Below are 19,241 nucleotides of genomic sequence, written 5' to 3' on the forward strand. Positions count from 1 at the left end.
GAGCGGGTACCACATCGCTGCGCGATGTGCAAGCGAACAACCGTGCTGCGCACGGTTGTTGCGCTCCCGCTCCGCGTGAGCGCCTGCGGGATGCTGCGCATCCCGCCCACGAGGCTTGCTGCGCAAGCCTCGTGACGCTCCGTCCGCTGGCTCCCGGAGCTGCGGGGACTGCGTCCCCGCGTGTGGCCTCCGCTGCGCTCCAGCCACCGTGCGGGCGCTGCGCACCCACAGGCCGGCCCCGCTGCGCGGGACGGCCAACGGGCCTGCGGCCCGAGCAGTAGCAAGGGGGAGGGGTGGCTCGGGTGGTGAGTCTGCATCAGGTGATGCAGCATGTACCTTTGGCAGAACCGGGCCACTCCCTCCAGTGCTTCAATCCGTAGCCCGGATTAACTCTGGAAACAGAACGCACTACCAATCCAGGAAGCGGGTAGATCTGCAGGGGCAAACCACCCAGCGTGATGTTTTCTAAGAGAAGTTGACACACCGTTGGAAAGTTGGAATTACCACGACTTCCGTCGAGGGATACTCGGGTGCTTGTCAAGCCATCGCCGCCACACTGACTCACCTGAGAACCAGAGCGATTCCGGGAATACGGTCTCGCCAGACCTTATATTTCGCCTCCGCCCCCTCCTTGGCCGCGCTGTACACCTCAACGCTGACCTCATAGGTTCCAAGCGGCCGCTTCGCCAAACCCCTGCTTCCGCATCACGGCGAGCACCGGCTGCGCTACACCGGAAGGTGCCATGAGCAAGAAGTCGCCTCGATCCGAGCGTCAGCGCCCCCTGCACCTGTCTCGTGCTGCGCTCAGCGGCCTCGTCCGCGGGGCCGCCACCGCTATCGGCACCGCCGGCGAGAAGCTGTGTCGGATCCTTACATGACAAGTCGAGCGGGCATGACGTGCAGGTCGGAGGGCTTGTCGCGGTTGCGGGCAGCAGTGGCTGGCCACTCCTGGGGCACCGCCCTGGGCGGATGGATAGCCTGTCCGGGTGACGGATGAAGCCACCGTGTGGCCGGCCCTTGCCGCTCTCCTTCCTCCTGCACACGCGCAAGAGGTCATGGACTCCTGCGCCATCGGAGAGCAGGAGTCCGCCCTCGGCCTGGTCGCCTCTAATCTGCTCGCCCAGGACACTCCAATTGGCGAGGACGTGCATACACATCTGGCGGTCACCGCCGAGGAGTGGGGCCAGCGGGAAGCCCTTGAAGAGCGGATCTGGCAGTGCCGCTCCGCCGATTCCGAAAGCCTCAGCATGCGATTGGTCGCCTCGGCAGACGCCGTCCCCCTGAACGGGGCCTCGCTTAGCTCCGCGGGAGCTTGCTGGTCTGCTCGTCGTCCCGTGGATCGCCTGCATCCGTTGTGGGCAACTCCTGGGCCGTGCCCACAAACGCGAAGCCTGGGGCGATCTGTCCTACCTGGCCGCCTACTACGTACTCTTCCACCCTGGTCGGGCAGCGAAGACCATGGTTTTCGGCCCCACAGCCGCGCAGGACGCGCTTACCTTCCTCACCTCGTGTCCCAGCACACAACAGCAGTCAGCCCAGCCGTAAGAAATGGCCTGCCAGGTGAGGGGTGGGCGGGTGCGGATACCGCCCGTACGCTGACGTCATGGGCAGGAACGGGGTGCCTCGGCCGCGGCTGGTCGTGGTCACAGACGACGACGCGGGGCCGCGGCAGTGTCGTGCATGCGGGAGTCCGCTGATGGCCTGACTTTGTCCACGAGAAACGACAGCACCTGCTCACGAGTTTGGGAGGCGTAGGCGGCGCGTCGTGTTCGATGTTCATGAGAATTGACAGCGCCCCAGTACGCCTCGTCGTTGGTGGCCGCCGGTTGGCTTTGTAGGTGAAGACAGGTCAGGAGCGCTTCCCGGTGCTGGGCGGGTGCTGGCCGTGGCGGCGGCGAGGCAGAACCGGTGCATACGTCCGAGCCGCAGACGAGCCAGCCGCCCCGTCAGCAGGGATCCCCTGCAAGAAGCACCACAGCCGCCCGTCCCACGATCTCGCCGCTGATGCTCTTCCCTCGCGACAGACCCCGAGCCAGGGCACTCACAGGGCACTCGACAGACGAGAGTGGCGCCGACCAGCGAAGACCGCCGAGCAGAGTTTCCGCAGGTCAACGCCATGATTCCCGCGTTCATGCAGGTAGGTGCGATGGTCTCGCGGTACGTCAACTACCGCTGGGTCACCGCTCCCAGCTGCGTTCAGGGCACAACGAGGGCTCCTCGGCGGGACCGATCCCCGCCGGTGCTCGCGTTGTGCCCTCATCATCGGGGCGCAGGTGGGTGGCTTTCGAGGGCAGGCTCAGGACGGCTCGGCTTGGGCCCTGCGGCGGGCAGCGGCGGAGTCGGCCAGCTGGCCGACGAGGGTGAGCAGGTCGGACGGCCGGTTCTCGGCAGAGGCGGACCGGAGCAGGGATCCGGCCTGCGCGAGGTCGCCGAGCTGCAGTTCCGCGAGAGCACGCACGGCGTAGGTGTTCACCCGGTCGGCCGGTCCGGCCAAGCCGATGTCGGGGTCGACGAGCAGGTCGCGGGCGGCCTTGGGCCGATCCCGCAGGCAGTGGACCAGGGCGAGCGCGCATCGGGTGAGCGGCGGCTCAGGGGTCTTCGCGTAGGCGAGCTCGGCAAGCGCCGCGAGCTCCTCGAGCCGGGCCGGGTCCGGAACGACGCGGTCCCGCACCCGTGCGGCGAGCGCCGCGTTGGCGCGGTACCAGGCGATCCCCGAGGCGAGTGCACCTGCGGCGGAAGGGTCGAGTCCGCTCGCGCCGGCGACCCGGGCCAGCCGAGCGGCGTCGTACGCGAGTTGGCCGGACCGGGCGCTGGCGGTCATCAGGATCAGCGCGGCCGGGCCGACGGACGCGCGATCGCCGCCGTCGACGATGCGGCGCAGGCGCGCCAGGTCGGGCAGCTCGCCGCGGCTGAGCGTCGCCCGGTCCTGGGCCAGTTGCGCGAGCACGCTCTTCGCTGCCAACGCCGCGCGCATCTCGGTCGGCCGGGTCGCCCAGCGCAGGATCTGAGCGCCGTCCGACAGGAGGCCGCCGTACCTCTGAGCGACGGGTACGAGATTGAGCAGCCCCGTCGCGCCGCCCCAGATCACCGGCACCAGCAGCAATGCCCTGCCTGTCCCCGTGACCCCCGGGCGTTCCGAGAGGTGGAGACAGAACGCCGCGCAGGCCAGGTTGGCGAGCGGCCCCGCCAACATCGTCGCGATGAATCGCATCGGCAGCCACCGCGAGCCGGGATCCGGGTCCATGGCCACGTGCGGGACACCGACGCGCGAGCGCCGGCTCAGGAACCTGACCCCGGTGACGCGCATGCGCAGGATCCAGGCGACCAGGAGATGTCCCAGCTCATGGACCACCGTCATGCCCAGTCCGGTCACCACGACCCAGAGCACGAACCAGGCCAGGGCAACGCTCAACCCGTGCCTGCCCGCGGATCGCATCAGCCCGATCTCGTCGGCGGCGAGGCCGCCCACGATGACCAGCGCGCCGAATCTACGCAGCGCCGAGGCTCGCCCCGAGTCGACCTGTGCCATCGCGCCCCCGCCCGCTCGTGTTCCCGCTCTGGCAGCGTAGGTCCGCGGGCAGCGTCGACCAGGGGATGGAGTGTCAGTCTTCAGTCATTCTTCGGCTGTTCGTCACTCGCGTCACCGGGAGGAGGCCGGTGGAGAGCGGGGTGGAGCGGAGCTCGCGGATAAGGGCACTGATGGCGCTGGCGTGGGCGAGTTCGGGGGGTCATGACGCAGCCGGCCTCGCGGGTCGGGGGGGCGGGCCGAGGGCGGTGAGTGCCGCCTTCGGGGGCAGGTCGGTGACGGAGAGCCAGGGCGTGATCGACATGCCGAGCCCCCGAGCGACCAGGGACAGGGCGAAGAAGTCGTCCTCGGCCGAGAGCCGGGGATCCAGTCCTGGCCGCGCCACCAGTCTCGTGTGTAGGAGCCGCAGTTCTCGACCCGGTCGACGAGCGGCAGGGCCCTTGGGATCCGCCGCCCCCGGCACCACGACCACGACGCCCTGCAACTCCTCGCCACCTGGGCCGCCACCGACTACCCGGCAGGGCCCCGCGATGCCCGAAGTCATGACTTGTTCGATTTAAGCTGAGGGCCAAGCGCTGCCCAAACTCGTGAACAGCTGCTGTCGGTTCTCGTGAACAGAGCCAATGGCCGGTACCAAAACTCCCGGCTATACCGACCGGCAACCAACTGACCCGCATCACCACCAAAAACGTCAGCACCGGATCGGCATCCGTGTCACCACTCAAAACCCCGACCACAACAGGCTGTACAGCAGAAACCACGCCACACCACACTGACACCCCGATACCGAAACACCACCGACACAACCCCGCAGATCATCACCGGACCCTCGCCCTCCTCGGCCTCACATGATCAAAACGGACGAGGCCGGACAACGCCGAAGCTCTGCTCCCCGGAACAACCGGGGGAGCACTTTGGTTTCACGACCAGACGAGTCGTCCTTCGGCGGCCGAGCAGACTGGATGGCTTCCATCGGCGATCTTCGTCAGCATCTCTGCCACGGAGTCGAAATAGTGAGCCAGTGATGGGTACTCGCCCGTGATCGTGATGTCGCCCACGAACCACCTGCCGATACGCCCGTCCCGCACGTCGATGAACTTCCCCATCCAGCCGTCCTGGTCCGACAGGAACGGGATCCACTCATTGCGCCAGAACGGATTGTCCGGCTGATCCGGAGGGTTGACCCCACCGGTCATGTAGTGGTTGGCGTAGAGCCTCTCCATCGCCCGGATACCCAGAAAGAAGCTTCCCTCGTCCGGAAACCCGGCGAAACCACAGCACGCCACATCGTCGTCCACGTCTTCCTCAGGAAGATCAAGATTGTTCTGCAACAGCCACGCCCGTAGGTCCTGATGAAGCTGGATGCCCATCCGTTCCTCGGCGGCCGCAAGCATCTGTTCCGTGGCTGGCCCGGGCAGATCCGCATGATCGGCCGGGGCGTGCTCCCGAAGAAGACTCATCACGCGGGACCAGCTCTCCACCACACTCATTCCCCACTACTCTCTGCGTGGACGCCCTATACGGCTGCGTCGCTTCGGCAGGCACGGGCAGTTCAAGGGTACAGAGCGTAGCGAACTCCATGATCACGGACGTCCGTGCCTGTTCTGCATCGGACTCCACCCAACACGACGAGAGACGTCAGCAACCGGGCATCAACTGACTATGCCGAAGCCCTGGCCCCCGAGCAACAGACGCCGCCCTCGAAGAACTCGGCCGCGCGGTCCGCACCATCTTTGCCTGCGACTACCTCGCTGGCCCCGACCTGCGCCGCGAGATCCACGGCGGCCTGCAGGTCGTGGAGAACTTGAACAGCGCGAACACCGTGCTCGACTACGGCAAGGACGGCACCCTGACCGGCCCGGACAAGGAGCACGCCGAAACCTCGATGCCGGGCGAAGAAGCTCACCGAGGAGGGCCGGCGCGGCCTGATCGCGCTGTTCTGGTCGAACATCAATCCGTACGGCACGTTCCGTCTGGAGATGGACACGCGCCTCGACCTCGGCCGGTCGGCGACCGTGCCCAGGCAGCGGCAGGCGGCAGGTGCCAGCCGTCCGCGGTCAAGGTCGGCGAGCGACTCGTGACCCACTATCCCGGCAGAGCGTCCTCAAGGTGCGCCAGCTCCTGTGTGCTCAGCGTGAGCTCCACGGCCCTGGCCGAGTCGGTGATGGAGGCCGGGCGGCTGGCTCCCGGTACCGGGATCACTGCCGGGGAGCGGGCGAGTAGCCAGACCAGGGCGATCTGCTGTGGGCTGACGCCGCGCTCGGCTGCGATGCGGTGGAAGGCGGTGCCGATGGAGGTGGGGCCCGAGAGGCCGTCGAGGGAGCTGCGCGAGATGCCGCCGAGTGGGCTCCAGGGCAGGAAGGCCAGTCCCAGCTGGGTGCTCAGCTGCAGCTCGGGCTCGCTGTCGCGGACGGCGGGCGAGTACTGGTTTTGCACGGAGACGAGTCCGTCGCCGAGGATCTGATGTGCCTGGTGGATCTGGGCGGTGGTCACGTTGGAGATTCCCGCGGCGCGAATCGTGCCAGCGTCGAGCAGCTCGCGCAGCGCGCCGACGGACTCCGCCCAGTCCACGGTCGGGTCCGGCTTGTGCAGCTGGTACAGGCCGATGGCATCGACGCCGAGGCGCTTGGCGGAGGCTTCGGCGGCTTGCTTGAGGTGTGCCGGGGTGGCGGTGACGGTCCAGCTGCCGTCGCCGGGGCGGCCGCGGCCGCCCTTGGTGGCAACCACGATGCCGGAGGTGTCGCCGCCGTAGCGGGCCAGGGCGCGGGCGATCAGCAGCTCGTTGTGGCCGGCCTCGCCGGCGTGCCAGTGATAGCTGTCGGCGGTGTCGATGAACGTGACCCCGGCGTCGAGGGCAGCGTGGATGGTGGCGATGGCCCGCGTCTCGTCCGGGCGGTGCTCGATGGACAGCGGCATGGCGCCCAGGCCTATGGCACTGACGGCGGTGTGGGCGATAGTGCGGTACTGCATGATGGCTTGAGTTCCTCAGGCGGTGGGTGACGGCTCGATGGCGAGGGCTTCGGCGACGGCGCCGGGCAGCCAGTCGGTGGTGTGGGAGAAGGAAAAGCCCAGCTCCTTCGCGTGGGCGTTGCTCATGGCGTAGTGGCGGTCGAAAGAGAACGCCGACGCCTTCTCGCCCGGCGGGACGGTCCGGAAGACGGGTTCGCGGCTGACCTGCGTGGCGATGATCGCGGCGAGGTCGTGCACATCGAGCGGGCCGTCGGAGCAGGCGTTGACCGGGCCGGTGAAGCCGGCTGTGGTCGCCCGTGAGTTGGCGGCCGGGGAGGGCGGGGCCCGGCGCCGCGCACTGCCGCACCGCCATGAGGGAGCGGACGGAGTTCCGCGTCAGCCCCGGCCCAGGACGCAGAACTCGTTGCCCGCCGGGTCGGCCAGGACGACCCAGGAGACGTCACCCTGACCCACGTCGGCCCGTATCGCGCCGAGGCCTTCGAGCCGGGCGACCTCCCTCGCCTGATCCTCGACGGGGTCGGACATCACGTCGAGATGGACGCGGTTCCATACGACCTCGTCGTCGGGCGTGCGGCGGAACTCCAGGTACGGCCCGACGCCCTTGACGGAGCGCAGCAGGGCGCGGTCGTCGGTCAGCTCGTGGACGGTCCAGTCGATCGCCTCGCCCCAGAACCGGCCCATGGCCCGTGGGTCGGCGCAGTCGACGACCACGGCGGCTATCGGCCCGGTGTCCCGATAGAGCTCCCGGGGCTCCAGGACGCTGAACACGTTGCCTTCCGGGTCGGCCATCACCGTCCACGGCGCGTCGCCCTGGCCCACATCGGCGGGCGTCGCCCCGAGCTCCTTCAGACGTGCGACCAACTCCGCCTGATGGGTGTCGGAGGTGGTGGCGAGCTCGATGTGCACGCGGTACTTCACCGTCTCCGGGTCCGGGACGCGGACGAGATCGATGCAGACGGCGGACGGGTCCGGCCAGTCGAAGCCCACGGGTTCCAGGTTGGTGACGCCGGGCCCTTCGCTGGAAACACCCCAGCCGAGCGCCTCCGCCCAGAACTGGCCGAGCGCCGAGTCGTCCCGGGCCTTGAAGTTCATCTGAACAAGTTGCAGCGTCATGCCGCATACCCTAGGTGATCCCCCATCGGGCAGGCGTGCGAAATTCAGAGCGACGCCAACCCGGACAGTGACTACCCCCACCGCCTGAGCTGGACATCTCTCCTGTGAAACGGGCATCTCTCCGAAAGCGCAGTCGTTGAGCACCGTGATCAGCTCCTGGAAGCCCTGCGCAGGACGACAACGACGCCACGCCGATATGAGGGCTCGATCAATTCACGGACGCGCGCAGGTGACTTCGGACATCAGCGCAGCCGACTCCGAAAACTGACACGTACGCAAACCAGGGGCCGTATGGATGGGGTTCGCGGTCCAGATGTGCACCGTCCGGTACGTCGGCCTGTTCCTGGTAGACGACCCGCTGGATGTGCCGTGGTCGGTCATCGAGCACCTGGCCGCGCAGTTGCAGATCGAGGACGCGTCGGTGGTGAAGCGGTACACCGAGCGGGCGAAGACAGCGTACGAGCACGCGTGGGAGATCCGGGACGCCTATGCCTACCACCCGTTCGAGGACACGGAGTGGGGCCGGAAGTTCCGCGCGTTCCTGCACGAACGAGCATGGACGGGCGCCGAGGGGCCGGTGGCCCTGTTCAACCAGGCGGTGGGCTGGCTGCGGCGCCACCGGGTACTGCTGCTGGACGTGAGCGTGCTGGCCAAACAGGTCGCCTCCGTGCGTCAGGTCGCGGAGAAGCGGTTGTACGCAACGGTGGCGGGCGCCGCGCAGCGGGCTGACGCGTCGCTGTCGGCGGACCTGGTGGCGCTGCTCGGGGTGCCGGAGGGGCGTCGGATCTCGGAGTTGGAACGGCTGCGCCGGCCGCCGACGCGGACGACGGGCGCGAGCCTGGCGAAGGCACTGGAGCGGGTGACGAGATCTCGGCGTTCCGTCTGGGCCGGGTGAAGCTGGACAAGGTGCCGCCGAACCGGCTGGCGACGCTGGCTCGGATCGGCCTGGGGTCGAAAGCGCCGATCCTGGAGCGCACACCGGAACCGAAGCGCACGGCACTGCTGACATCGGTGGTGCGGCACCTGGAGGCGTCCGCGATCGACGACGCGCTGGACCTGTTCTCGGTGCTGATGCAGGTGAAGCTGATCAGCGCCGCACGGCGGGCAACGGACCGAGACTGGATCGCGGCCCGGCCTCGCATGGCGAAGGCGTCGCGGATGCTCGATGCGGTGTTCCGGCTGTGGAGCGGGCAGTTGGACCTGGTCACCGAGTCCGGCACCGACTTGGACGCGGGTGCGATGTGGCGGGCGCTGGAGACGGAGATCGGGTCACGCGAGGAGGTGATGGCTGCCTCGGCGCTGCTGGGAGAGCTGATAGGGCCCGCGGACGAGGAGGCCGAGGCGGAGATGCGGCGCCTGTTGGCCTCCCGCTACAACACCGTTCGCCCGTTTCTGTCCCTGCTCGGGGAGTCGCTCGCGATGACCGGTCGGCTGGGACTTCCGTTCGCCTGCGGCGCTGGGGTCCGGGCTCACGTGCGAAACGCTTCCGGCGGGGCGTTTCGCGCTCGTTCGGCCCCGTTGCCCTGCCTACCCTCAACGCTGGCCTGCTTCATGAAAGCGCGAGGCTATTAATAACGGCTGTGTGTCTGTCCTGCGATCCAGTCGGCTGCATTGATGCAGTCGTGACGTCCTGGCCGAGTCGCAGTGGTCCGGCCTGCTCACCCCGGCCGACCGGCGTGGCCTGACCCCGCTGTTCTGGGGCCACGTGCGCCCCTACGGCGAGGTCAGGCTGCCATGGGCTCGCGACTAGAGATCGGCGGCCTCGGCCGAGCGACCGGACCGGATGCGTCAGCGCCTACCGCTGTCGCGGAGGTACTTCACATCGGGTCGTTGTTCAGCCCCGGAGCCCGGCGCACCGCGCCCAGGACGACGGCGGGCAGGGCCTCGGGCCAGTCCTCGGCCTCGATGAGTGGTGCTCACCTGCGTACCAGACGCGCCAACGGCGATGCCCCGCCTACGAGCGCGGACATCGCCGTTGAGCCTGTTTCAGTGGCCCCTCAAGAGATGTGGGCACGACGGTAGCGCCGTGACGCCCACAGCCCGACGAGGGCACCGGGGACAACGAAGCCCCACACGTTCGCGCTCGCCTCGGCGCCATCGAGAGACCAAATCCACAACAACACCAGGAGCACGGTGCACACTGCGGTCACCGAGACGAACACTGCCATCTCGATCCACCAGTTACGGGAGCTGTACGTCATGCTCCCATCATCGACTACTCCGTGATCGGCTTCGTTCACTTCTAGGGGCAGCGTTTGTCCGCCGGTTTGGGCAGCAGTTGCGGATCTTGAGGCCCGCGAATGTTCACGGGAAATAGCAGCGCGAGCGACGCCGGTGCGTCGCTCGTCGAGCGGAATGTCACTGCCCGGCGCGTGGCCGGGTGCGTCTGGCTCCGACCTTGGTGAGCATCTGGCCGAGGAGGTGGAGGGCTCGTGCCCGTGTCGGCACTCCGCGCACTGTTCCCGTCCAGTAGGCGTCAGTGAGCTTTTTGTCACCGTGAGGATCCGGTCGTCGTCCTGGGCGGCCAGCACGAGGACGAACCGCACGTAGTCGCCGATGTCGGTGCCCTGGGGGTGCTGGTGCGTGAAGGTCTGCAGGCGCGGTGTCACCGGCTGCCGGCCACCTATCACCGCACCCACGGCATCCGGTACTTCCACGGCTGCTACTCCCTGAGTGACGACCAGCTCTGGGGTGTGACCCGCCGCCGCCGCAAAGGCGGCGACCACTCCCTGGCCGCCCTGAAATCGATCCGGGCCGCCCGCCCCGACGGGGCTCCCATCTACGTGATCATGGACAACCTGTCGGCAAACAAGACACCGGCGATCCGGGCCTGGGCCAGGAAGAACAAGGTCGAGTTGTGCCTGACACCGACAAGCGGGTCGTGGGCCAACCCGATCGAGGCCCAGTTCGGGCCACTACGCACGTTCGTCATGGGCAGCTCCGACCACCCCAACCACACCGTGCTCGCCCGGAAGCTCCAGGAGTACCGGCGGTGGCGCAACGCCAACGCCCGCCACCCCGATGTGCTGGACGCCCAGCGCCGGGAACGCGCCCGCATTCGCAGCGAACGCCAGCAACGCTGGGGCCGCCCCGGCCCAAGGCGGCGTAACCAGACCCACATCTTCTACTGGCCACCGCTCCCCTCACTCCTGCATCGTGACGGTGTGAGACCGCTCGCCAAACGGAGGCGCAATGACCGAAGAGGCTCCAATCCGGGTAGGACTCCGCGTCGAGGATGTGACCAAGGCGGCCACGTTCTATCAGGGGCTCGGTTTCGAGCAGACCGGATCGATGTCCAATCCCGACGGCCGGACGGTCATGGCGATCCTCAGACGCGGTGACCTCCAGCTGCTCGTCGATGCCCTGGTCGGCATGCCGTTTCCCGACAACGACCGTGAACGCATGACGAGAACCAGCCCGCGGGGCCTCGGTGTGGTCATCGGCATCGAGGTGACCGAAGTCGACGCGACCGCGGACTACTGCCGCTCGGCCGGATGCCAGGTCACCACCGGCCCGGTCGACGCACCATGGGGCGAACGGTACGTCGAATGCCTCGATCCGTACGAGTACGCATGGAAGTTCTTCCAGCTGCTCCCGGACCCGCCGCCAGACAGCTTAAGCGCCACTCGCAACAACTGGTTCGCCTGAACCGCACCTGAGCCAGCCACCACCCGCCACACAACAGGGCGTCCCCCGGCGAACGTTCGTGGTCAGCGCACTAGCCCGCCATTGGGATGGAAGGTTGCCCACGGTGGTCGCGCCGAATCGCGGCGTACAGCTCGACCTTCGACATCTGCGGCATGACCAGGGCCTTTCACCAGGAACACCTCGATGCTGCCGTGGCAAGAGTCCCAGTGACTTCAAAACAGAGGGCACCTCGGCCGCCGCCGGGCCGCCAGGCCAAGCCGCTACGCGGCGCAGCATCCGGTTCGGTGGGAAGGCGTTCGGCGGCTGGCGTGCGCGCGGTGCGGGCGACTCGGCGGCCTCCGGTGGTGTGCGCGGCGAGTCGGTGGTTCCCCGGCGTTCCCCGCACGATCGGGCACGGATGGGGCACGGGCCACGCCGGGTAAGCGCCGCTGCCTGGCGATGTCAGTGGTCGCGTCGATGGTGGTGGAGTCCTTTGGACACGCTAAGGCCCGCCGCGCTGCGTTCCGCGTCTGCGATCTCATCGGCGCGCGTTCTGCGACCAAGCCAGCGGGACAGGTTGGACTTCTGGATCACGAGAGCTGTGTAGCTCCTCCTGTCGTGGGTGTCGACAGTAAGGCCGTTGTAGCCCGCGGTCACCCTGCGGACCGAAGTGAGCGCAATGGTGCGCTGGCCGAACAGATTTGTGATCACGACGGCATCAGGCGTGAGAGTGAGTGCACCGTGTGCAGCGAGCCGGACGCATGCAGCTGCCGTGCCAAAGAACAGGAGGGCGGCGAGGATCGACTCGGCCTGGGCTGCCAACAGGCCCACTCCGAGGGCGATACATATCACCCCCATGAAATAGAGCCCCGCATTACCCAAGCTGCTTGACCGCCATGTGCGTATGGGGGCGGAATCATCCGTTCCAGGGGGCGTGGTCATGCGTGCAACGTTAACGGGACGGTGCATGGCTGGTGGAGTCTCAAAGAATCAGTGAGGCGGGCCGGCGACCGGGGGGAGACCCAGTTTGGAAGATCGCGTAACCGGATGCGGGCTGACCTGGCAAGACGCTGACCTGTGTGTTCCTGAGGCGCTCGCCGACGTTCCCCGTTGTTCCCCGCCGATCCCTGCCGGATCGATCGGTTGGACGTGGTGGTACAGCAGCGCATGGCAGACAGCTACGCCTCGTCCGGCCAGGTCACCAATGCACTGCCCTGCTGCTCGTCGGTGAGGGTGATCCGGACGTCGGGCATGGAGCCGTACTCGCCTACCCAGCTGGCGAACTTGCGGTCGGCCACCGTGGAGCTGCCCCACCAGCCGTGCGCGACCGGGCGGCCGGCGGTGGTGAGGGTGAGGTGGTAGCGCTCGGGGTGCACGGTGCTCACGCTAGAGCCACATCAGCTCGAATCCGGCGATCATGCAGGTATGGCACGATTCGCGCCATCGCAGTCCAATCCCTGGCACGTCCACTCTCCGGGTCGCGACCGACGGCCTGCCACACGGTGCTCGGGTCCGGGAGCATGGATGGATGCGGTCCTGGTAGCCGGTCACCCGGAGCGGTCCGGCCGGGGCCGGCGCGAGACTCCTGGGGTCTCGATGTCGAGGAATCCGACGGCTTGCAGGTCGCGTCGCATGCCGTCTCCTGTGCTACCGCCCCCTTAGTTCTGCCGGTGAGCAGCCTAGCTCCTAGAATCGAACACGTGAACGATCTGCCGCCTGATTTGCCTCGCCTCCGCACCCTGGAGACTTGGCTCGCCCTGTCGCTGGACCGGGTACGGCAGCAGATCGCGGCGGCGGAACGCCGTGAGCAGGAGCGGCAGCGGGGCGAGCAGGGCCGGCCGCCCATGCCCGACTGGATCCTCGAAGGCGGTCTCAACCGCGGCTCGCCGCCCGTCGCCGTGCACGTCGGGGGCTGCCACATGGCCGGCAAACGCTGGAAAGGCGTCTCCAGGGACGTCGCCCTTCGGGCGCTGATCGAGGGCATCGACGCGTGCGGGCACTGCCGGCCCGATGCCGCGCTCGGCTACCTGGACGGCTGAGCCTGGCCGCGCGCCGGGCGGTCAAGCACGACGGAGCCTCGCTGAGCGGAGCGCCCACGGCGGGCCCAGCCGCATCGCGGCAGCAGCTGCTCCTCCTCGGCCACGGCCGGCGGTGACGACGTCCCGGCGCTGTTGTCCAACAACCGATCGGTTCATGGGCAGGGGCGGCTAGGACCAGGGGAGACGACTTCTGGCGTCCAACAAGGGTGTGTAGGACTCCCCGGCCCTCCGGCCCGATGGGGGTTGCGGGGCTAACTAGCCGGTCCTCCACAGTCGGCGCGGTTCGCCAACGGGCGAGCCTCACCGACTCCTTGGAGGTCTCCTATGCCCTCGTCGCCCGACCCTCGCACCTCACTTGCCATCGCTCTGTTTGGCACAGCCTTCGCCGTGTTCGTCGCGGTCCAGGCGCCCGGGCTCGTCCCCGCCCTGACGCTCGGGGTGGCTGTGTGGGTAGCGCTGTACGCCTTCCTCCGGCTGTGATCATGGGGCTGACACTGCGTCACATCAGCGGGCCGCCGGCAGCCCCACCCTAGAGCAACTACTGGTGCACGTCTTGGCAGGTCAGAGGCAATTTAGACAGCACGAAATAGCCGAATCCGGTGGTCCTAAGCAGCCTCAAAATGAGCGTTTTCTGAGCTGCTGGCATCGTGCCGACGGCCTGGAAAGAGCCTGCATCCCGCGTCAGACCAAGCGGTCTCCGACGGTCAGAAGGGGTTCGGGGATGGCCATCCTAGGGGTTGCCTGGCTTCGAGCTGAAGGCATCCCCCCAGGACAGGTCACTGCTCGTTCCCGGCGTCCATCCCCCCTCTGAACAGCTCGTATACGCCCCGCTACAGGTGCGGCGGGGCGGACCAAGACGCCTGGGATGGCATCGGCATGGTGAGACGACCCGTGGTGGGGATCCCGGAGCCGAATACCGCGTGACAAACCAAGACTGGCAACCGCCGAAAATTTCACGGCCATTCCCGGGACGTGTTGCGCTGCTGGACCAAATCTCGACGCGCAAAGCTTTTCGCCGGTTGAATGAGACGTATCGCAAGGATAGTTTGCGGACATGCGGCAAAAAAATAATCCGGGAAAAAACCGGAGGGAAGTTCGTTATTGCGTAATTGGATTTATGCTACCGTGGGGGTCGCAGTCCATGAGGGAGGGCTCCGCACCCGCCGGCCAGCGAACGTACGGAGTCCTCGGAGCGGAGTGCATCGGAGGGCCCGCCGTTGGCGGGCCCTTCGTGTCGTTCCAGGTCAGGTCTCTACAACTCCCGCCACACGCAAAGCGCGTAGTAGACGAGCTGCGCGACCACGACCGCGGGCTTCAGTGCACGGCGTACCCGTGCCCAGAGACCCTGACGCTGCCTCTCCGCCGCCCTCGGGCCCTCATCGGGCTCCAGCACGGCAGTCATCCGCTCTTCACCCCCCTTCATGAAATAGGGAGCGAGGATCACGGTACACCATGAGGAAGGCGCGCGGCTGCGTCCCGAGTCTGGCCCAAAACCAGTACCGTTTTCCGAGTTGGAAGGCGGTAGAAATGACAGGGTAGATAAACTCTCGCGGTCCTGAGAAAAGGCCTGGTCAGATGTAATATCACGTTCTTCTCTGGCGAGCCGAGAGGTAACAACGTGGCAACAACACCTATGCACAGAGACCCCCGCTGTGTGGCGCGCGTCACATCCCAGGTCGCCAACGGCTCATCTGACGGAGGTTGGCCTGCTGCTATACCCGGCAGTCCAGCCGGACTACGCGGTGCGCTGGCGCGGGTACAGGGTCGGCGGCTTGCCGGTCGGGTTGGCGAGCATCCGGCGGACGGTCTCCGGGTGCCAGCGTTCCCCGCGCTTGGGCCGGATGCCCTCGGCCTCCAGCACGGCGGCGATCTCGCGGAAGGACAGTTCGTCCTCGTCCCGGAGCTGGCGGGCGCGGGCGCGGCCGGCCTGCTCCATCTCCTCTTCGGTCAGCTCGTTCTTGTGCGCCTGCCAGCCGTACGGCGGGGCGCCGTAGGCGTACTGGCCCTTCTCCCCTTTGATGCGTCGACCGCGCCGGAGCTTGGCCGCGGTCATGCCGCGGTCGAGCTGGGCGAAGACGCCCATCATCTGGCGCATGGCGGTGCGCATCGGGTCCTCGGGGTCGTCGGGCAGGATCTCGCCCTGGTCTGCCATGAACGCGCGGCCGCCGTGCTTCCAGCACTGAGCCAGGGCCGCCTCCTGCACCACCAGCTCGCGGGCCAGGCGGTCAAGGTTCGGCGCCACGATGCCCTGGGCCTTCTTCTCCTCGACCCACAGCAGGGTGGCTTCGTTCACTTCAAGCAGCAGCGTTTATCTGCCGGTTTGGACAGCAGTTGGTCATCTTGACGCCCCTGGATGTTCATGAGAAGTGACGTCAGGGTGCCCACATTGTCGGATACCGGAAAGCAGTCGCGCAGGCCGTCTGCCGTGCCCGGCAGGTGAGGGGCCGCGTCCGCGCGGTCATCATGATCAGCCGGGGCGCCTGACGTTCTGGGGTCCGCCGAAGGTGAGAGAGGAAGGCGAGGGGGATCGGGACCGTGACAGAGGTGTTCGACAGCGCCTCAGACGTGCTCATGGTGCTTGCGGGGCTGAGCTGCGTGTGGATGGGATGGCGGGCCGTGCTCCGGCCACGTCAGCCGCCGATTCTCCAGATTCTCCAGGGAAGACCTGTGTGGGTGGTGCGCGCCTGGGGGCTCGGCTTTGTGGTGCTGGGGATCTGCCTCCCCATCGAGTCGGTGACCCGGATGGCCGGCGGGGAGCCGGGCTGGCCAGCGGCCGTGATCCGCTGGGTTGCCGGACCGCTCGTGGTCGGCTCCTTCCTGGCGGCGTTCCTTTCCCGGCGGTGGGAGCGCCGTCGGGCCCGGGCCATGAATGAGGGGCGGCAGGCGTGAACGGGGCCGTCACCTGGAGTGAGGCGGCGCTCGTGGCCGTTGCCTGCTGGGCGGTCAGCGGTCTGGGATACGGCGTGCTTGCCGCCCTCGACGCGCCGCACGTGCCCGTTGCGCCCCTCATCCTCATGGGGCTTTCCCAGTGGTTCTGGGCGAGCCACCGCTTTTGGCTGGCCGGGGTCGCGGCGAGCCTCGCGGGGCCTGTCGTGCTGTTCGCTCTCATCGACGTCCTGCGTCCGGGTCTGGGCCGCTACGTTGCGGACGCGCTGGCCACGGGGGCCGCGGCGACAGTCGCCTTGGCCGTCTTCACCCTGGTCGGCCGCGGAACTGGACGCCATCGTGACGCAGCACGCTGACCAGTTCGTGGGCCACCGCCTCATCCTGCAGCCCGAGCCGGGTGCCGTTGCAGCACACGTCTAACACCGCATGTGAGGGCTGCCCAGGTGCAAGGATCCCAGTGACTTCAAAACTCGTGAACATTGCCTGACCGTGGGTCTGGGTGCCTCCCAAACCCATACACAATCGCCGTCACGACTCGGTTCTGGCACAGATCTTGGGGAGTCGTCGCAGAGCGTTACTCCGACGTTCGATTGCGAGGAGTTGGGTTCGTGTGAGACCGCGTACGCCTTGTCGTCCGACAGTTGGAAGTGACGCTCCCTCAGATGTCTGCTGGCCGCTGCTGCGGTCGGTTGTGGGCGGTGATGGTGTTGGTCATGCAGACCGATGCACCGTTCTGGGACTCGCTGGTTTTCGAGGGGATCGACGAGGTGGAGGTCGAGGCGGTTTCGGCCGCGTTCGGCACGGTCGAGGTGGTGGCGAGGGGCCGGGCCGCAGGCTCTGCATGTCCGGACTGCGGCCGCTTCTCGGACCGGGTCCACGCCCGTTATCAGCGGAGGCTGAAGGACCTTCCTCTGGCTGACCAGGGCTTTGTGATCCGGCTGACGGTCCGGCGTTTCATCTGCGGGTCGGCGGACTGTCCGCGCCGGACGTTCGCCGAGCCGTTCTCGCGGCTGGCCGCCCCGTACGCACGGTTCACCACGCGGCTCAACCATGCCCTGGAGCGAGTGGGGCTCGCGCTGGCCGGGCGGGCCGGCGCCCGGCTGGCGAGCCAGCTGGGCTTCAGCGCCGGACGGATGACCTTGTTACGCAGGGTCATGGCCCTGCCCGATCCGCAGTTCAGCACTCCGCGGGTCCTGGGTGTGGACGACTTCGCGATCCGTCGTGGTCAGACCTACTCCACCGTCTTGACCAGCGTCGAAGACCATCACGTGGTCGATGTGCTGCCGACGCGTGAAGCCGGGCCGCTGGCCGCGTGGCTGGTCCGTCACCCCGGTGTGGAGATCATCTGCCGGGACCGGGCCGGCGCCTACGCCGAGGGTGCCCGGCGCGGTGCCCCTGATGCCTTGCAGGTCGCTGACCGGTTTCATCTGTGGCAGGGCCTCGGCCGGGCCGTGGAGACCTGCGTCGGCGCCCACCGCGAGTGCTTGCGCAAACCGTCGCCCAACGGCATGTTGCCGGAGGCCACCGGAGGGGCTTCCGGTCAGCCGCAGGACGACTCGGAGCCCGTCGGCCGGCGGGCCGAGCGGAAGAAGGCAGCACATGCCCTGGTCCACGAGCTTCTCGCCCAGGGTCACTCACGCCGGGCGATTGCCCGGCACCTGGGCTGGGGTCTCAACACTGTGCTCCGGTACGCGAACGTCGAACGCTGGCAGGACACCTTCCGCGAGAACCGGCCCCGGCCCAGCAGGCTCGACCCCTACAAGCCCTACCTGGAGCGACGCTTCGCCGAGGGATGCACCAACGTCACCCGACTGCACGGCGAGCTGGTTGCCGAGCAAGCTCCCGTCACCTACGGCATGGTCCGAGCCCACATCGCCACCTTGCGCGGCGCTCCGCCCGCCGCACCGCCGCGGCCACCGACGGTGCGGCAGGTGACCGGCTGGCTCACCCGACACCCCACGACCTTGGCCGAGGAAGACCACGCCGGCCTGAAGGATGTCCTGGCACGCTGCCCGGAACTGGACACGGCCGCCGGGCATGTCCGCGACTTCGGCGAGATACTCACGGGCCGCCTCGGCGCCATGCTCCCTGCCTGGATCCACGCAGTCGACGCCAGTCAACTACCCGGACTCACCGGCTTCGCACTCCACCTGCTGCGGGACCTCGACGCCGTGATAGCCGGCCTCACCCTGGACTGGAGTTCCGGCAGTATCGAAGGCGCCGTGAACCGCATCAAGAAGATTAAAAGGCAGCTCTACGGGCGAGCCGGATTCGAACTCCTACGCAAGATGATCCTGCTTCAGTGACCTCAGCAGCGACCTCCCACGATCTTTACGAACGTCGGGTCAGGCCAGCGCGACAAATCGGTGGACACGAAAGGACGTCAGGTCATTGGGTTCGATGCTTGCCGAGTCCACCCGGTAGCGGCCAGCGGCGAGTTCGAGAGTTGTGCTGTCAGCGAGTGTCCCGACCTCGGTGCCGAAATAGGCGGCGTCGAACATGACGAGCTCGCCCGTGGTGCTCAGTACGGGTCCTTCCTCCCACTCGGCGTTGGCAAGCCCAGCCCGAATGATGTCGGCGACACCTTCCTCGCTCTCTGCGTAGTACCAGCGGACGAGGACTCGGTGCGCGGGAAGGTAGGCGGTGGAGAGAGGTTCGTCCCCGAGAACCAGCGCCTCGGCTCCGTCAGGCAGTGCGAGGACTCCGGCGAAATCCATCACCTCGCAAGCTCGGTCGTAGTCGCCCTCCGTTCCCGACCAGTGCGACAGCGCGGTGCGTGGAACCACGATGAACGGGCCGCCCTCCGTCTCCAGCCACGTCAACGACATGCCGCCTCCAGCTTCAGGATCTCTGTTCCGTGGCGACAGCGTATGTGCCGGGTCGGACAAACCCCCATGCCTGTGGTGGTCGAGGTGCGTGGTGGCGGGCCCAGGGTCGTGTCCATCCCTCGCAATCGAACAACGTCGTAACGCTCCGCGACCGCTCCGCTGAGTAGGCCCGGAGCGCGGTGCCGGGATTGCTCCCGGTCCGTTTCTCCGGACCTCTCGCCGAACCCGCCGTGCGCCTCTCAACGCAACGGG

Annotated in this window: 16 protein-coding genes and 3 pseudogenes; 8 read left to right on the forward strand and 11 right to left on the reverse strand. The window is 67.6% G+C overall.

All coding sequences use genetic code 11. From position 1 onward, the window contains the following. Nucleotides 1-2,296: 2,296 nt before the first annotated feature. The 3 genes from ACIQFZ_RS41040 to ACIQFZ_RS41050 form a co-directional block, all read right to left on the reverse strand. Nucleotides 2,297-3,529 (reverse strand): M50 family metallopeptidase, encoded by a 1,233-nt coding sequence (locus ACIQFZ_RS41040; protein WP_402693717.1) that lies wholly within the window; start codon nt 3,527-3,529, stop codon nt 2,297-2,299. A 199-nt stretch (nt 3,530-3,728) separates the two neighbouring features. After that, entirely contained in the window at nt 3,729-3,911 is a 183-nt protein-coding gene (locus ACIQFZ_RS41045) for a hypothetical protein (protein WP_402693718.1), read from the reverse strand. A gap of 535 nt (nt 3,912-4,446) precedes the next feature. Then, nucleotides 4,447-5,016 (reverse strand): SMI1/KNR4 family protein, encoded by a 570-nt coding sequence (locus ACIQFZ_RS41050; protein WP_402693719.1) that lies wholly within the window; start codon nt 5,014-5,016, stop codon nt 4,447-4,449. Nucleotides 5,017-5,249: 233 nt separating this feature from the next. Here ACIQFZ_RS41050 and ACIQFZ_RS41055 point away from each other — a divergent pair. After that, nucleotides 5,250-5,354, forward strand: a pseudogene (locus tag ACIQFZ_RS41055) (Tn3 family transposase); the annotation flags it as partial. 257 nt (nt 5,355-5,611) lie between these two features. Here ACIQFZ_RS41055 and ACIQFZ_RS41060 read toward each other — a convergent pair. The 3 genes from ACIQFZ_RS41060 to ACIQFZ_RS41070 form a co-directional block, all read right to left on the reverse strand. Then, entirely contained in the window at nt 5,612-6,496 is an 885-nt protein-coding gene (locus ACIQFZ_RS41060; protein WP_402693720.1) for an aldo/keto reductase, read from the reverse strand. Between the two features lie 15 nt (nt 6,497-6,511). Then, nucleotides 6,512-6,733: a hypothetical protein gene (locus tag ACIQFZ_RS41065; protein ID WP_402693721.1), complete on the reverse strand. Its 222-nt coding sequence runs from the start codon at nt 6,731-6,733 to the stop codon at nt 6,512-6,514. Nucleotides 6,734-6,871: 138 nt separating this feature from the next. Next, the gene (locus tag ACIQFZ_RS41070) at nt 6,872-7,609 is read right to left on the reverse strand and encodes a VOC family protein (protein ID WP_402693722.1); all 738 of its coding nucleotides are present in this window, start codon (nt 7,607-7,609) and stop codon (nt 6,872-6,874) included. 295 nt (nt 7,610-7,904) lie between these two features. Between ACIQFZ_RS41070 and ACIQFZ_RS41075 the strand changes: the two are divergent. Next, a pseudogene (locus ACIQFZ_RS41075) lies at nt 7,905-9,142 on the forward strand (DUF4158 domain-containing protein); the annotation flags it as partial. A gap of 464 nt (nt 9,143-9,606) precedes the next feature. On the opposite strand, the gene ACIQFZ_RS41080 reads toward ACIQFZ_RS41075, so the two are convergent. Continuing rightward, nucleotides 9,607-10,266, reverse strand: coding sequence for a hypothetical protein (locus tag ACIQFZ_RS41080; RefSeq protein ID WP_402693732.1), 660 nt, complete (start codon nt 10,264-10,266; stop codon nt 9,607-9,609). On the opposite strand from ACIQFZ_RS41080, the pseudogene ACIQFZ_RS41085 reads away from it, so the two are divergent. Further along, nucleotides 10,210-10,695: pseudogene (locus ACIQFZ_RS41085) on the forward strand (transposase); the annotation flags it as partial. The gene ACIQFZ_RS41080 and the pseudogene ACIQFZ_RS41085 sit on opposite strands and share 57 nt — an antisense overlap. Nucleotides 10,696-10,801: 106 nt before the next feature. Next, nucleotides 10,802-11,257, forward strand: a complete 456-nt coding sequence (locus ACIQFZ_RS41090) for a VOC family protein (RefSeq protein WP_402693723.1) — start codon at nt 10,802-10,804, stop codon at nt 11,255-11,257. A 441-nt stretch (nt 11,258-11,698) separates the two neighbouring features. Here ACIQFZ_RS41090 and ACIQFZ_RS41095 read toward each other — a convergent pair whose 3' ends face one another. After that, nucleotides 11,699-12,178 carry a hypothetical protein gene (locus tag ACIQFZ_RS41095; protein ID WP_402693724.1) on the reverse strand — a complete coding sequence of 160 codons (480 nt, stop codon included), beginning with the start codon at nt 12,176-12,178 and terminating at the stop codon, nt 11,699-11,701. Nucleotides 12,179-12,414: 236 nt separating this feature from the next. Continuing rightward, nucleotides 12,415-12,621: a hypothetical protein gene (locus ACIQFZ_RS41100; protein WP_402693725.1), complete on the reverse strand. Its 207-nt coding sequence runs from the start codon at nt 12,619-12,621 to the stop codon at nt 12,415-12,417. Between the two features lie 315 nt (nt 12,622-12,936). Between ACIQFZ_RS41100 and ACIQFZ_RS41105 the strand changes: the two genes are divergently transcribed. Continuing rightward, nucleotides 12,937-13,275, forward strand: a complete 339-nt coding sequence (locus ACIQFZ_RS41105) for a DUF6233 domain-containing protein (RefSeq protein WP_402693726.1) — start codon at nt 12,937-12,939, stop codon at nt 13,273-13,275. 1,735 nt (nt 13,276-15,010) lie between these two features. On the opposite strand, the gene ACIQFZ_RS41110 is transcribed toward ACIQFZ_RS41105, so the two are convergent. Further along, entirely contained in the window at nt 15,011-15,568 is a 558-nt protein-coding gene (locus ACIQFZ_RS41110; protein WP_402693727.1) for a recombinase family protein, read from the reverse strand. A 251-nt stretch (nt 15,569-15,819) separates the two neighbouring features. Here ACIQFZ_RS41110 and ACIQFZ_RS41115 point away from each other — a divergent pair, with 251 nt between their 5' ends. The 3 genes from ACIQFZ_RS41115 (at nt 15,820) to ACIQFZ_RS41125 (ending at nt 18,467) form a co-directional block, all read left to right on the forward strand. Next, nucleotides 15,820-16,164 carry a hypothetical protein gene (locus ACIQFZ_RS41115; protein ID WP_402693728.1) on the forward strand — a complete coding sequence of 115 codons (345 nt, stop codon included), beginning with the start codon at nt 15,820-15,822 and terminating at the stop codon, nt 16,162-16,164. After that, on the forward strand, nt 16,161-16,517 hold the full coding sequence (locus ACIQFZ_RS41120) for a hypothetical protein (protein ID WP_402693729.1): 357 nt from the start codon (nt 16,161-16,163) through the stop codon (nt 16,515-16,517). Before ACIQFZ_RS41115 ends, ACIQFZ_RS41120 begins: the two co-directional genes overlap by 4 nt. 357 nt (nt 16,518-16,874) lie before the next feature. After that, nucleotides 16,875-18,467, forward strand: a complete 1,593-nt coding sequence (locus tag ACIQFZ_RS41125) for an ISL3 family transposase (RefSeq protein ID WP_402693730.1) — start codon at nt 16,875-16,877, stop codon at nt 18,465-18,467. Nucleotides 18,468-18,506: 39 nt separating this feature from the next. On the opposite strand, the gene ACIQFZ_RS41130 is transcribed toward ACIQFZ_RS41125, so the two are convergent. Next, the gene (locus ACIQFZ_RS41130; protein WP_402693731.1) at nt 18,507-18,989 is read right to left on the reverse strand and encodes an Imm21 family immunity protein; all 483 of its coding nucleotides are present in this window, start codon (nt 18,987-18,989) and stop codon (nt 18,507-18,509) included. Between the last annotated feature and the right edge of the window lie 252 nt (nt 18,990-19,241).

The organism is Streptomyces sp. NPDC093064, from assembly GCF_044754605.1.
GTDB lineage: Bacteria > Actinomycetota > Actinomycetes > Streptomycetales > Streptomycetaceae > Streptomyces.